We start from the raw sequence: 12,825 nt of genomic DNA, 5'->3' as shown, positions 1-12,825 counted from the left end.
AGGGGCCGGCCAGGAAAGGAAATGGGCGGATCCGATCAGCCCTGCGTCGACAGTCGGTCACACCGCGTGTGGGTGTGATGATAGCGGTACGCATTTACCTTTCAAGATTGACCAGCCGGTAATCTCACCCCTCGCGCCGGGCGCCCAACTCCCTCCCCGTCGAAGCCTCTTCGCGCGCCGGTCAGTCCTCCAGCCGGTCGATCTGCCGCAGCTTGTTGGTGGCATCCAGGGCGGCGACCTTGTACGACTCCGCCAGCGTCGGGTAGTTGAACACGGCATCGACCAGGTAGTCGACCGTACCGCCGCAGCCCATCACCGACTGCCCGATGTGGATGAGTTCGGTCGCGCCCGTGCCGAAGCAGTGCACACCGAGCAGCGTGCGGTCCTGCGGGGACACCAGCAGCTTCAGCATGCCGTGCGAGTCGCCGATGATCTGCCCCCGGGCCAGTTCCCGGTAGCGGGCGATGCCGACCTCGAACGGCACGCTTTCCTCGGTGAGTTGGTCCTCGGTCCGGCCGACGAAGCTGATCTCCGGGATGGTGTAGATGCCGATCGGCTGCAGGTTGTGCATGCGTCCGACGGGCTCCCCGCAGGCGTGGTACGCGGCCGCCCGGCCCTGCTCCATCGAGGTCGCGGCGAGCGCGGGGAAGCCGATGACGTCGCCGACGGCGTAGATGTGCGGCACCTCGGTGCGGTAGTGCTCGTCCACCCGGATCCGGCCGCGCGGGTCCGCGGACAGGCCGGCCTTGCCCAGGTCGAGTTCGTCGGTGAGGCCCTGGCGGCCCGCGGAGTACATCACCGCGTCGGCCGGGATCTTCTTGCCGCTCTCCAGGACGGTCAGGGTGCCGCGCGGATGGCGCTCGACGGCGGCGACGGTCTCCCCGAAGCGGAAGGTGACCGCGAGGTCCCGCAGGTGGTACTTGAGCGACTCGACGACCTCGACGTCGCACATGTCCAGCATCCCCGGACGCTTCTCGACGACCGTCACCTTGCTGCCCAGCGCGGCGAACATGGAGGCGTACTCCATGCCGATCACCCCGGCGCCGACGATCACCATGGACCGCGGCACCCCTTCCAGGGTGAGCACGTTGTCCGAGTCCATGATCGTCCGGCCGTCGAACTCGACGGTGTCGGGCCGGGCGGGCCGGGTGCCGGTGGCGATGACGATGTGCTCCGCGCTCAACAGCCGTTCGCGTCCGGTCACTTCGCGCAGGGCGACGGTGTGCGGGTCGACGAAGCGGCCCGTGCCGGCCTGGAGGGAGACATGGTTGCGGGACAGTTGGCTGCGGATGACGTCGACCTCCCGGCCGACCACGTGCTGGGTGCGCGAGGTCAGGTCCGAGACGGTGATCTCCTCCTTCAGGCGGTAGCTCTGCCCGTACAGATCGCGCTGGGTGAGACCGGTGAGGTACAGCACCGCCTCGCGCAGTGTCTTGGAGGGGATGGTGCCGGTGTGGATGGACACGCCGCCGACCATGTCGGGGCGGTCGACGACGGCGACCCGGCGGCCGAGCTTGGCGGCGGCGATGGCCGCCTTCTGCCCGCCGGGGCCGGATCCGATGACGAGCATGTCGAAGTCGAAGTCGGGCACCTCGCGAGTGTGGCAGGCCGTGGGCTCTCTTCGAAAGGGTGAACGGGAAACCATCGCGCCGCACGGAACTTCCACCCGTCTCGCGGGAGTTGCCGGACCCCGGCACCCCTCCTCGCCGCACCCGCCCGCCCGGGGGACAATACGGGTATGGGCCGTCGACTCGGTGACGTGAGCGCACCCGCCCGGCTGGCCGGTCCCGACGAGGGCATCGGCCCGGACGAACTCGCGCTCGCCGCCCGTAACCACGGACTCCCGCTGGAGGCCCTGCGGCACGACGTCACCCCGCCCGGCCTGCACTACGTCCTCGTCCACTACGACATCCCGTACGTCCCCGACGACACCGCCTGGCGCCTGACGGTGGGCGGCCTGGTCCGCCGCGCCCTGCACTTCGACCTGGCCGGCCTGCGGGCGCTTCCCCGGGTCACCACGCGCGTGACGCTGGAGTGTGCGGGCAACGGCCGCGCACTGCTGGCGCCCCGCCCGGTGAGCCAGCCCTGGCTGGTGGAGGCCGTCGGCACGGCCGACTGGACCGGTGTGCCCCTGCGACTGCTGCTCGCCGAGGCGGGCGTCGGCCCCGGGGCGGTCGACGTGGTCTGCACGGGGGCCGACCACGGAGTGGAGCGCGGGGTCGAGCAGGACTACCAGCGCGCCCTGCCGGTCGCCGTGGCCACCGGCGACGACCCCGAGGTGCTGGTGGCGTACGCCATGAACGGCGCCCCGCTGCCCCCGCAGCACGGCCACCCGCTCCGGCTGGTGGTGCCCGGGTGGTACGGCATGGCGCACGTGAAGTGGCTACGGGACATCACGGTGAGTGCGCAGCCGTTCACCGGATTCCAGCAGGCCGTGGCCTACCGGCTCCGGCAGCACCCCGGCGACGAGGGGGAGCCGGTCACTCGTATCGCGCCACGCGCCCTGCTGGTGCCGCCCGGCTTCCCGGACTTCATGTCCCGGACCCGGGTGGTACGGCCGGGGCCGGTGCCGCTGGAGGGGCGGGCCTGGTCCGGGCGGGCCCCGGTGACGGCGGTCGAGGTCACCACCGACGGGGGCGCGAGCTGGCACCCGGCCGACCTGGACCCGGCGGACGGACACCGGTGGGCCTGGCGCCGGTGGCACCGGACCTGGACGGCCACCCCGGGGGACCACGTCCTCGCCGCCCGCGCCACCGACGCCGAGGGCCACACCCAGCCACCTGACCAGAACTGGAACCGCGGAGGCTTCGCCAACAACGCGATCCAACGCGTTCCGGTGGTGTGCGTGTCCTCGCACGACACCGGCTGACCCCCGACCTGCGCCTCCCGCGACGACCACTTGCCGGACACCACCGGCACTCACCGGATCCGGCCGGAGCCGACCGGCCCCGCGCGGAGTGCGCGCCGGCCTGCGCCCCGGGCCGACGCGCCCGGCGGGCCCCGCGTGGCTTCCCGGGTGTCGGGGGGCGCTGCAGCCGTTCGGGGGCGTGGCGGCTTGTGTCCTGGGCCGGCGCGTCCGGCGGGCCCCGCGTGGCTTCCTGGGCGTCGGGAGGCGCCGCAGCCGTTCGTTCGCGTGCGCGTCGGCTTGTGTCCTGGGCCGGCAGGTCTGGCGGGTTCCGCGTGGCTTCCTGGGCGTCGGGAGGCGCCGCACTCGTTCGCGTGCGTGGCAGCCTGTGTCCCGGGTCGACGCGTCTGGCGGGTTCCGCGTGGCTTCCTGGGCGTCGGGAGGCGCCGCAGCCGTTCGCGTGCGCGGCAGCCTGTGTCCCGGGTCGACGCGTCCGGCGGGCTCCGCGTGGCTTCCCGGGCGTCGGGAGGCGCCGCACTCGTTCGCGCCCCGGCGGCGACAAGCGCCCGGTCCGCGGCTCGGGGGAGTCGTGGGCCGGGCGCCGTGCGTCCCCGGTCGGCCGCGCCGGACCGGTCTGTTCCCCCGTGCGTGAGACAGCCCCGGACGGCCCTCAGGGCAACAGCTTCTCGATGGCGGCCGGGCCCTCGGCCTCCAGCTTGCGCCGCGCCCATTCGAGAGTGGCCGGAGTGATGTCCCGGCCCGTGGCGAGCACCAGGTCCTCCGGCGCCACGCCGGTGACCGGGCTGGTGTGGAGCAGGGCGTCCGGGGTCGTGCGGTCGTCGGCCGACCGGGACGCTTCGGGTTCTGACGTCGACATGATGCCTCCTCCTCCGGTCCGGCCGCCGCACCGCCGCCGGTGCCGCGATTCCGGGCCCACTCTCACCATTCACCGCCGGAGCCCGCCCTGCATCCGGAAGGGCCGACGGCCCCCTTCGCTCCTAAGCTGGAAGCAGCCCGCACACCCGTATCCGGGAGGCTGCCGCGATGACCGAGACGCCGCCGTACCAGGACGCACCCGGGAGCCCGCGCTACCTGCCGATCGCCGAACACGGACTGATCGGCGACCTGCGCACCGTGGCCCTGGTGGGCAGCAACGGCACGATCGACTGGTACTGCTGCCCGTCCTTCGACTCCCCGAGCGTCTTCGCGTCGATCCTGGACGCCGAGCGCGGCGGGTGCTTCGAGCTCGCCGCCACCGTACCGGCCCGGACCAAGCAGTTCTACTTCCCCGACACCAACGTGCTGATCACCCGGTTCTTCGTCGAGGACGGCGTCGGCGAGGTGCAGGACTTCATGCCCGTCACCGAGCAGTGCGCGGAAGCCGACCGGCACCGCCTGATCCGCCGTGTCCTGTGCGTGCGCGGCACCGTCCCCTTCCGTGTCCGGGTGGCCCCGCGCTTCGACTACGGCGCCGCCCCGCACACGCTGAGCATGCTCGGCGACACGGCCATTTTCGCGTCCCCGGAGCTGGCCCTCTCCCTCACCTCCACCGTGGCCCTGGAAAGCGACGGCCTGGACGCGCGCGCCGACTTCAAGCTCTCCGAGGGCGAGGCCGCGGTGTTCGCCCTCGACCGGGTCGGCGACGCCGTAGCACCCCGCGGCTGCGCCCGCACCGAGGCCGAGAGCGAGTTCGAGGCCACGGTCTGCTACTGGCGGCGCTGGCTCCACCAGTCCCGCTATCGCGGCCGCTGGCGGGAGATGGTGCACCGTTCCGCCCTCACCCTGAAACTCCTCACCTACGCGCCGACCGGTGCCATCGTGGCCGCACCGACCACCAGCCTCCCCGAACAGCTCGGCGGGGAGCGTAACTGGGACTACCGCTATGTGTGGATGCGGGACGCCGCGTTCTGCGTCTACGCGCTGCTGCGACTGGGCTTCAGCGGCGAGGCCAAGGCGTTCATGAACTTCCTGACCACCCACATCAGCCCGGGCGACGGCTCGGCCTCCGGCCCCTTGCAGATCATGTACGGCATCGACGGCCGCACCGACCTGCCCGAACGGGAGCTCGGCCACCTCGAGGGGCACCAGGGATCCGCCCCGGTCCGGGTCGGCAACGCTGCCGCCGACCAGCTCCAGCTCGACATCTACGGCGCCCTGATCGACTCGATCTACCTCTACGACAAGTGGGCCGAGCCCATCTCCAGCGACCAGTGGGACGACGTCTGCCAGCTGGTCGAGTGGGTCTGCGACCACTGGGACCAGCCCGACGAGGGCGTGTGGGAGACCCGCGGCGGCCGCAAGAACTTCCTGTACTCGCGCCTGATGTGCTGGGTGGCGATCGAGCGGGCCATCCGCCTCGCCAACCGGCGCGGCCTGCCGGCCGACCACCGTCGCTGGCGGACATCCCGTGACGCCATCTACCGCCGGATCATGGACCGCGGCTGGTCGCCGGTGCGCCACGCCTTCGTCCAGCACGAGGACGGCGAGGTCCTCGACGCGTCCGTGCTGATGATGCCGCTGGCGAAGTTCATCGCGCCCACCGACCCCAAGTGGCTGTCCACCCTGGACGCCCTCACCGACGACCTGGTCTCCGACTCCCTCGTCTACCGCTACGACCCGCAGGCCAGCCCCGACGGACTCCGCGGCGACGAGGGCACGTTCTCGATCTGCTCCTTCTGGTACGTCGAGACGCTGGCGCGCGCCGGACGGCTGGACGAGGCTCGGCTGGCCTTCGAGAAGATGCTCACCTACGCCAACCATCTCGGCCTGTTCGCCGAGGAGATCGGCCGGACCGGCGAGCAACAGGGCAACTTCCCACAGGCGTTCACGCATCTGTCGCTCATCAGCGCCGCGTTCAACCTGGACCGCGCCCTCGGCTGACACCCCCTCAAATCCCCATGCCGCCGTAGATGTCACCAAATCGTCACAGCCCTCCGCGGCGCCACAACTTCCTCCGGGGTGCCCGGGTCGAACCAGGTATCGGCACGACCGACCGACCTGACGACTCCTCAACTACCCCTGGGGGAAACGAAGATGAGCAGAACCGCACGTCCGGCCCGCCGCCCCGGAGTCACCGCGGCCGTCACCGCGGCCTCGTTCCTGCTGCTGGCCGGCGCCGGCATCCTGGCCGCTCCGTCCGCGTTCGCGGGCGTCCCGGGCGGCACCTCCGCCGCCGACCGCAACAGCGACTTCAACGGCGACGGCTACGACGACCTCCTCACCGGCGTCCCGGAGGGCACCGTCGACGGCAAGGAGGGCGCCGGCTACGTCACCGTCCAGTACGGTGCCCCACGCGGCATCGGCACCGACGCGACCGTGCCCAAGGGCCGTACGGCGGTCATCAGCCAGTCCACCAAGGGCGTGCCCGGCACCTCCGAGGCATGGGACGACTTCGGGCAGTCCGTCGCCACCGGCGACCTGGACGGGGACGGGTACGACGACGCGGTCGTCGGTGCTCCCGGCGAGGACGAGGGCAGCGTCGCGGACGCGGGCCGGGTGACCGTCCTGTACGGCTCCAAGGCCGGCCTGGGCGCGGAGCGCACCGCATCCGTCACCGCCGCCACGCCCGCCGCGGGCGCCCGGTTCGGCCTCGGGGTGGCCGCCGCCCGGTTCACCGGGGACACCGACGCCGACCAGCTCGTCGTGGCCGACCAGAAGGTGGGCCTGCACGTCTTCACGTACCACGCGGGCGTCCTGCGGCTCGTCGGTACCCGGCACTCCACGGGCCACACATTCCAGCCCGCCTACCTGACCACCGGCGACTACGACCGCAACGGCTTCGCCGACCTGGTGGTCTCAGGCTTCAGCCCCGACGACCCGACCCAGAGCTGGTCGGCCCTCTACACGGGCGGCGTCGACGGCCTGAAGTACCGACGGGACCTGCGCGGCGGCCTGGGCACCGCTTCGGGCGACATCAACCGGGACGGCTACGACGACCTCGTCGTCGGCCGGCCCAGCAGCGCCGACGACGAGGCGGAGGGCGCGGCGGGCGGTCTGATCGGCGTCTACTACGGCGGCCAGGGCGGTCCCGGGACCGCCCCGCAGTGGTGGTCGCAGAACTCCCCGGGCGTACCGGGCGCGGCCGAGACCGGTGACGCCTGGGGCGCCGACCTGTCCGTGGCCGACGTGAACGGCGACGGCTACGCCGACGTGGCTGTCGGCGCGCCGGGCGAGGACGTCGGCACCGTCGCCGACGCGGGCGCCGTCTGGCTGCTGCGCGGCTCCCGCGCGGGCCTGACCGCGACCGGCGCCCAGTCCTTCGACCAGAACAGCCCGCACGTCCCCGGCACCGCCGAGGCCGACGACGCCTGGGGCGCGCAGGTGCGGCTGGCGGACACGAACGGCGACGGCCGCGCCGAACTGCTCGCCTCGGCCCCCGGCGAGAACGCCGGCGACGGCGCGATGTGGCTGCTGCCGGCCGGCCGGAACGGCCTCCTCGCCGACGGCTCGTGGTCGTACGACGCGACCGCCCTGGCCGGCAACGCCCACGCGGCCCGCTTCGGTGCCGTGATCGACGAGTGACGAGGCCGTGGCCCGTGTGCCCGTGCCCGCCGGACGGCGGGCACGGACATCGCGGTTGCCCTAGGGCAGCGCCTGCTCGGCCCAGATGATCTTGCCGTCGGATGTGTAACGGGTACCCCAGCGCTCGGTGAGCTGTGCGACCAGGAACAGCCCCCGTCCGCCCTCGTCCGTGCTCGCGGCGTACCGCAGATGCGGCGAGGTCGTGCTGCAGTCGGAGACCTCGCAGATGAGCGAGCGGTCGCGCAGCAGCCGCACCCCGATGGGCGAGCGGCCGTAGCGGATGGCGTTGGTGACCAGTTCGCTGAGGATCAGCTCCGTGGTGAACATGAGCTCCTCCAGCCCCCACTCCGCCAACTGCCGTGTCACGGAGGCCCGTATGTCGGAGACCGCCGCCGGATCGGACGGCACCTGCCATTCGGCGACCCGGTCGGCGCCGAGCGCGCGGGTGCGGGCGACGATCACGGCGACGTCGTCGCTGGGCCGCGCCGGGAGCTGTTCCAGTACCGCCCGGCAGGTGTCCTCGGGGGAGTCGCCGGCCTGTTCCAGGGCGGTGCGCAGCAGTTCCAGCCCTTCGTCGATGTCCCGTTCCCGGTCCTCGACGAGTCCGTCGGTGTACAGCACGAGACGACTGCCCTCCGGCAGTTCCAGGTCGGCCGTCTCGAACGGCAGGCCGCCCAGGCCGAGCGGAGGTCCCGCGGGCACGTCGGGGAACTCGACGCCGCCGTCGGGCCGGATCAGCACCGGTGGCGGATGCCCGGCCCGGGCGACGGTGCAGCGCCGGGAGACCGGATCGTAGATCGCGTACAGGCAGGTCGCGCCGGTGACCGGAGCGGCCCCGTCCGTGGGTGTCTCGTCCTGGTCGATGCGGCCCACCAACTCGTCCAGGAGACTCAGGAGTTCGTCGGGCGGCAGATCGAGGGCGGAGAAGTTGTGCACCGCCGTGCGCAGCCGCCCCATGGTGGCCGCGGCGTGCAGCCCGTGCCCCACGACGTCCCCCACCACGAGGGCCACCCGGGTACCGGACAGCGGCAGTACGTCGAACCAGTCACCGCCCACCCCGGCCTGGGCGGGCAGATAGCGGTAGGCGATCTCCAGCGCGCTCTGCTCGGGCAGGGTGCGGGGCAGCAGACTGCGCTGCAGCGCGACCGCCGTGCTGTGCTCGCGGGTGTAGCGGCGGGCGTTGTCGATCGACACCGCGGCGCGGGCGGCCAGCTCCTCGGCGAGGGCCAGCTCCTCGGTGTCGAACGGCTCGGGCTTCTCCGAGCGCCAGAAGTTGGCCACGCCCAGGACCAGGCTGCCCGCGCGCAGCGGCACGGTGATCAGCGAGTGGATGCCGTACTCCACCACCTGCTCGGTACGTTCGAGGTCCTGCGCGAGCCAGCCCGGCGCCTCGCGCAGCCGTGGCTCGACCACGGACCTGCCGGTCGCCACGCTGCGGGCCTGCGGCGAGGAGTCCACGAACCGGATGCGCTCGCCCACCGGGTAGAGCGGGGCGTCCTTGCGGATGCCGACGACGGCCGTGCGGTGCATCGCGCTCCCGGGCCGCGGTTCCTCCCCGTGCAGCACCGGGTCGAACAGGTCCACGGTCGCGAAGTCTGCGAACCGGGGCACGGTCAGCTCCGCCAGCTCCTCGGCGGTACGGGTCACGTCCAGGCTGGTGCCGATGCCGACACCGGCGTCGTACAGCATGTCGAGGCGTTCCCGCGCCACCTCCGCGCGGCCCGACAGAGCGCGCAGCTCCGTGGAGTCGCGGAGCGTGGCGACGCTGCCGGGCGGGCCGCCGCGCAGGTCCGTGGGCCGCTGGTTGACGGCCAGCAGCCGGTCCTTGACGAGGTGCACCTCGTCGGTGGCCGCACGCCCCGAGGACAGCAGTTCGGCGGTGTCGGCGTCCAGGCCCAGCTCCCGTACATGACGCCGCTCGGCGTCCTCGGGCAGTCCCAGCAGACGGTGCGCCTCGTCGTTGGCGAGCACCAGACGGCCGTCGCCGCCGATGATGAGCACGCCTTCCCGGACGGCGTGCAGCACCGCGTCGTGGTGCTCGTACATGCGGGTCATCTCGTACGGGCCCAGGCCGTGCGTCTGCCGTAGCAGCCGTCTGCTCACCAGCGCCGTTCCCGCCGTGGCGAGGGCCATCGCCGCCACGGCGGCGGCCAGCAGGAGCGGCAGTTGCTGGTCGGCGGCCCCGCCCACGTGCGCGGTCGTGATGCCGGACGAGACCAGGCCGACGACCGTGCCGTCGGCCGCCTTGACGGGGACCACGACCTGCACCAGCGGCCCGATGGTCCCGTTGACCTCCTCGACGACGGTCCCCCCGCGCACCGCGGGCGCGATGGTCCCGACGAACTTCTTGCCGATACGGTCCGTCTTGGGGTGGGTGTAGCGGATGCCGTCGGTGTTCATCACGACGATGAAGTCCACCCCGGTGGCCTTGCGGGCGGCCTCCGCCTTCGGCTGGAGGATCGCCGTGGGATCCGGGCTGCGCAGTGCCGCCGCCGTGCCCGGTGCGTTGGCGAAGGTCTGGGCGACGGCGAGGGAGCGGTTGCGGGCTTCCAGATTGCTGTCGTGCCGCACCTGCAGGACCTGCGCCACCACGGCCGACACGACCAGCAGCAGCACGATCACCGCTTGCAGCATGAACACCTGTCCGGCGACGCTGCGTCTGCTCATCGCCGACCGCAGCCTCCCGGCCCCGGTGCGGCGCGGCCCGGTCTCCTCCTGCTGCCGCAGGTCGAGCGGTGCATGCGGATCCCCGGGACGACGGGGCGGCCGAGTCTCGGACCGGCCGGGCAGTCGGACCATGTGCCCATGTCTACACTGCCCGGCCCCAGGAGGCGAGAGGCGTCACACGAGGCGCCCGGCGGTGATCCGATCGACGCCGGGGCGGGTCAGCGGCGCTCCTGGGGTGTCGCGTGCCGGGTGGCGAGCAGCAGTGCCACGTCGTCGGGCCGGTCGGGGGTGTGCCGGGCCGTGGCGGTGAGCCGGTCGGCGACACCCGACAGAGAGCGGCCGTGCCACCGCCCGGCGGCCGGTCCGGCCTTCTCCAGGGCCACGCGCAGCACGGCGATGCCCTCGTCGATGTCGGTGCCCGGCTTCTCGACGAGTCCGTCCGTGTACAGGGCGAGGATCGCCTCGGGCTCCAGGCGCAGTTGCGCCACCGGATACTGCGCCTGCGGGTCCACACCGAGGACGACACCGCCGGGAATGTGCAGGATGTGGGTGCGGCCGTCCGGGGCCCGCAGCAGCGGCGGCGGGTGCCCGGCGCGGGCGACGCGGGCCAGCCCGGTGGCGGGGTCGAGCCGGATGTAGCAGCAGCTGGCGAACTGACCGGGATCGAGGTCGATGAGCAGCCGGTTGGTGCCGCTCATGACCTCGCCGGGCGGATGGTCACCGAGGGCGAAGGCCCTGACGGCGCTGCGCAGCTGGCCCATGGTGGCCGCCGCCTGGACGCCGTGTCCCTGGACGTCGCCGATGACCAGGGCCAGACCGTCGCCGGCCTCGACGACGTCGTACCAGTCCCCGCCCACGTCCATGCCCTGTGTGCCGGGCAGATAGCGTCCGGCGGTCTCCACCAGCGGATGTGCGGACAGCCGCCGGGGCAGGAGGGCCTGCTGGAGGCCGCGGGCGAGGGCGGCCTCGGTGTCGTAGCGCTGCGCCTTCTCCATCGCGTGCGCGATCAGCCCGGCGAGAGCGGTGAGGAGCGTACGTTCCTCCGTGCTGAAGGTGCGGGGCCGGTCGAAGCCGAGGATGCAGGAGCCGACCGGCCGTCCCGAGGCGATCAGCGGCAGGAAGGCGCGGGCGCCCTCGGTGGCGTCGATGGGAATGCCCGGGTAGGCGGCGGCCAGCTGCTGCATGGATTCGAAGAACAGCGGGCGGCCGTGGGTGAGCGTCTCCACACCGGGCAGACGGGCGTCGAGGCCGACGCCGTCGAAGGGCGCGAGGAACCCTTGCGGGAAGCCGGTCTCCCAGGCCAGGTAGAAATGCCGCTCCTGGAGCAGGTAGATGGCCAGGCGGCGGCCGTCGAAGGCGGGGAGCAGCTCCTGGGTGACGACCGCCGACACCTGGCGGGCGGTGACGGCGTCGGTCAGCGCGATGGCCAGGGCGATGGGCCGGTACAGCGGGGCCATCGAGGGGCCGACGGGCGCGGTGTGGCCCGCTTCGGGCACCGCGGCCGTCACGGGGTCGTCGGGCGCCAGACCGACCGAGGTGTCCATGCGGTTCGCGGGTACGACCGTGCAGGTGAGGATGTCCGGGCCGGGATGGACGGACACGGCGACCCAGTCGGCCTCGTCGCCGTCGGCCGGGCACCGGGCGTGGAAGTGCACGGGATCCGGGGACAGCAGGGCGCTGCGGAAGTGGTCCTCGTACGGGGGCTGGATCAGCCAGGGCAGCGCCTCCCACACGGGGCGGCCGACGAGTTCCGTGTGCCCCGGGCCCAGCAGCCGTTGCGCGGCCGGGTTGGCGTACACGATCAGGCCCATCCGGTCCAGGCAGAACACGCCGTGCGGGAGCAGGTCGGCCGCCCCGTCGGCGGACGGCGCCGGACCCGGGTCGAGGACGATGCCGCTCACCAGGGACGCGTCGGTCGCCATCGGCGCGGGCCACAGTTCCAGCAGGCGCGGGGTGCCGTCCCCGGCCCGCACGTGGAGGGGCGCGGACGGAGGTTTCCCGGCGGCCGTGTCGCTCAGCGCGCTCAGCAGCTGGTCGGCGTCGGCGGGCGCGACGGCGTCCGCGAAGGCCTGCGCCGTACCGGCGAAGTCGCACGGCCGTACCCCCAGCAGATCGTGCAGCCGGTCGTCCGCGGTCACCGCCGAACTGGCCGGATCCCAGGTGAACCGTCCGACGCGCCCGCCGGCCGGGCGGGCCGCGGGCGGCCGCACGCACAGCGGCTCGTCGTCCCACACGACCGACCCCTCGTCCCCCTCGGCGAGGCCGCGCATCCCGGCGCCGAGATCCTCGGCCAACTGGACGAGGAGGTCCCAGCCGGGCACCTCGTCCACGGACTCCGGGGTCGACGGGCGCAGGACCGTGAGCACGCCGAAAGGGGTCTGCGCGCCCGGCACGGGCAGGTAGACCGACCCGAACTGGAACGGCAGACCGGCCGCGAACTGGGGATAGCGGCGCACCGTCTCCGTCGCGTTCGGAAGGACCACCGGAACGCCCAGCCGGTAGGCGTCGGCGACGGGGAACGGACGGTTCACGTGCAGCCGCCACCAGGGCCGGAACAGCGGGCCCGGCAGCCCCGCGAGCACCGCGAGGCGCAGCATCCCGGGGGTGCCGGAGCGCAGGTACACGCCCCCGACGCGGCCGTCCGCCGCGGTGAGCGCCCGGGTCGAGGCGTCGACCAGCAGCGCGGCCAGCCTTCCGCGCCTCCGGCCTGCGTGCTCCCCGCTGCCAGCCATCGGTCCTGCCTCGTCCGTGCGCCGCCCGGGTGGGGCGACACAGCAAGAATGCGTCACGTC

At 73.1% G+C, this 12,825-nt stretch carries 7 protein-coding genes; 3 read left to right on the top strand and 4 right to left on the bottom strand.

Going from position 1 to position 12,825, the window contains the following annotated elements; translation table 11 throughout:
• Positions 1-181 precede the first annotated feature (181 nt).
• The gene (gene sthA / locus ACIPSA_RS26345; protein WP_402638525.1) at positions 182-1,591 is read right to left on the bottom strand and encodes a Si-specific NAD(P)(+) transhydrogenase; all 1,410 of its coding nucleotides are present in this window, start codon (positions 1,589-1,591) and stop codon (positions 182-184) included.
• Positions 1,592-1,738: 147 nt separating this feature from the next.
• Between sthA and ACIPSA_RS26340 the strand changes: the two genes are divergently transcribed.
• Positions 1,739-2,869: a sulfite oxidase gene (locus ACIPSA_RS26340; protein WP_402638523.1), complete on the top strand. Its 1,131-nt coding sequence runs from the start codon at positions 1,739-1,741 to the stop codon at positions 2,867-2,869.
• A gap of 646 nt (positions 2,870-3,515) precedes the next feature.
• On the opposite strand, the gene ACIPSA_RS26335 is transcribed toward ACIPSA_RS26340, so the two are convergent.
• Complete coding sequence (locus ACIPSA_RS26335) at positions 3,516-3,722, bottom strand: hypothetical protein (protein WP_402638521.1); 207 nt, start codon at positions 3,720-3,722, stop codon at positions 3,516-3,518.
• Positions 3,723-3,889: 167 nt separating this feature from the next.
• Between ACIPSA_RS26335 and ACIPSA_RS26330 the strand changes: the two genes are divergently transcribed.
• Positions 3,890-5,725 (top strand): glycoside hydrolase family 15 protein, encoded by a 1,836-nt coding sequence (locus ACIPSA_RS26330; RefSeq protein WP_402638518.1) that lies wholly within the window; start codon positions 3,890-3,892, stop codon positions 5,723-5,725.
• 153 nt (positions 5,726-5,878) lie between these two features.
• Complete coding sequence (locus ACIPSA_RS26325) at positions 5,879-7,366, top strand: FG-GAP repeat protein (protein WP_402638517.1); 1,488 nt, start codon at positions 5,879-5,881, stop codon at positions 7,364-7,366.
• Positions 7,367-7,426: 60 nt separating this feature from the next.
• Here the strand turns inward: ACIPSA_RS26325 and ACIPSA_RS26320 are convergent, their stop codons facing one another.
• Together ACIPSA_RS26320 and ACIPSA_RS26315 are read right to left on the bottom strand one after the other, a co-directional pair.
• A complete protein-coding gene (locus ACIPSA_RS26320) occupies positions 7,427-10,033 on the bottom strand; it encodes a SpoIIE family protein phosphatase (protein WP_402638515.1) in 2,607 nt (868 codons plus the stop codon).
• 218 nt (positions 10,034-10,251) lie between these two features.
• Entirely contained in the window at positions 10,252-12,765 is a 2,514-nt protein-coding gene (locus ACIPSA_RS26315) for a SpoIIE family protein phosphatase (RefSeq protein ID WP_402638513.1), read from the bottom strand.
• Between the last annotated feature and the right edge of the window lie 60 nt (positions 12,766-12,825).

Source organism: Streptomyces sp. NPDC086549, assembly GCF_044746205.1.
In the GTDB taxonomy this organism is placed as follows: Bacteria; Actinomycetota; Actinomycetes; order Streptomycetales; family Streptomycetaceae; genus Streptomyces.
Note: the sequence above shows the minus strand (reverse complement) of the source record. Positions and strands in the feature narration are given on the sequence as shown.

Bases quoted from the DNA above. Each gene is read 5' to 3' on its own strand.
- ACIPSA_RS26340 (WP_402638523.1), top strand. From the start codon at position 1,739: ATGGGCCGTCGACTCGGTGACGTGAGCGCACCCGCCCGGCTGGCCGGT.
- ACIPSA_RS26325 (WP_402638517.1), top strand. From the start codon at position 5,879: ATGAGCAGAACCGCACGTCCGGCCCGCCGCCCCGGAGTCACCGCGGCC.
- ACIPSA_RS26330 (WP_402638518.1), top strand. From the start codon at position 3,890: ATGACCGAGACGCCGCCGTACCAGGACGCACCCGGGAGCCCGCGCTAC.
- ACIPSA_RS26320 (WP_402638515.1), bottom strand. From the start codon at position 10,033: ATGAGCAGACGCAGCGTCGCCGGACAGGTGTTCATGCTGCAAGCGGTG.
- ACIPSA_RS26315 (WP_402638513.1), bottom strand. From the start codon at position 12,765: ATGGCTGGCAGCGGGGAGCACGCAGGCCGGAGGCGCGGAAGGCTGGCC.
- ACIPSA_RS26335 (WP_402638521.1), bottom strand. From the start codon at position 3,722: ATGTCGACGTCAGAACCCGAAGCGTCCCGGTCGGCCGACGACCGCACG.